Below are 350 nucleotides of genomic sequence, written 5' to 3' on the forward strand. Positions count from 1 at the left end.
ACACCGCCGCCGTGCTGGCGGAGATTCTCGGCGGGCGCCACGTCCACGCGCTCGACATCGCCCGCCCGCAGGTGTACCGCGCCCGCTCGAACCTCGAAGCGGCAGGCTACGGCGAGGTGCTCGTCGACTGTCAGGAGGGCTCGTCCGGGCTGCCGGAGTACGCCCCCTACGACCGAATTCTGATCGAGGCCGGCGTCGTCGAGCCGCCGCGCCCGCTGCTGGAGCAGTTGGCCGACGGCGGGCGGATCGTCTTCCCGAAGGGCAACGGCGACCAGACGCTCGTCGCCGTCACGCGCGACCCCGACGCCCCGGACGGCTACCGACGCGTCGACGAGCGCGGCCCGGTCAAG

1 protein-coding gene is annotated in these 350 nt (G+C 73.4%); it reads left to right on the plus strand.

What is annotated here, in order from left to right; all coding sequences use genetic code 11:
• A partial coding sequence (locus ACFR9S_RS09580) for a protein-L-isoaspartate O-methyltransferase family protein (protein WP_379818503.1) occupies window positions 1–350 on the plus strand: 350 nt, incomplete at both ends.

The sequence above is a fragment of the Halolamina salina genome (assembly GCF_042678005.1).
Lineage (GTDB): Archaea > Halobacteriota > Halobacteria > Halobacteriales > Haloferacaceae > Halolamina > Halolamina salina.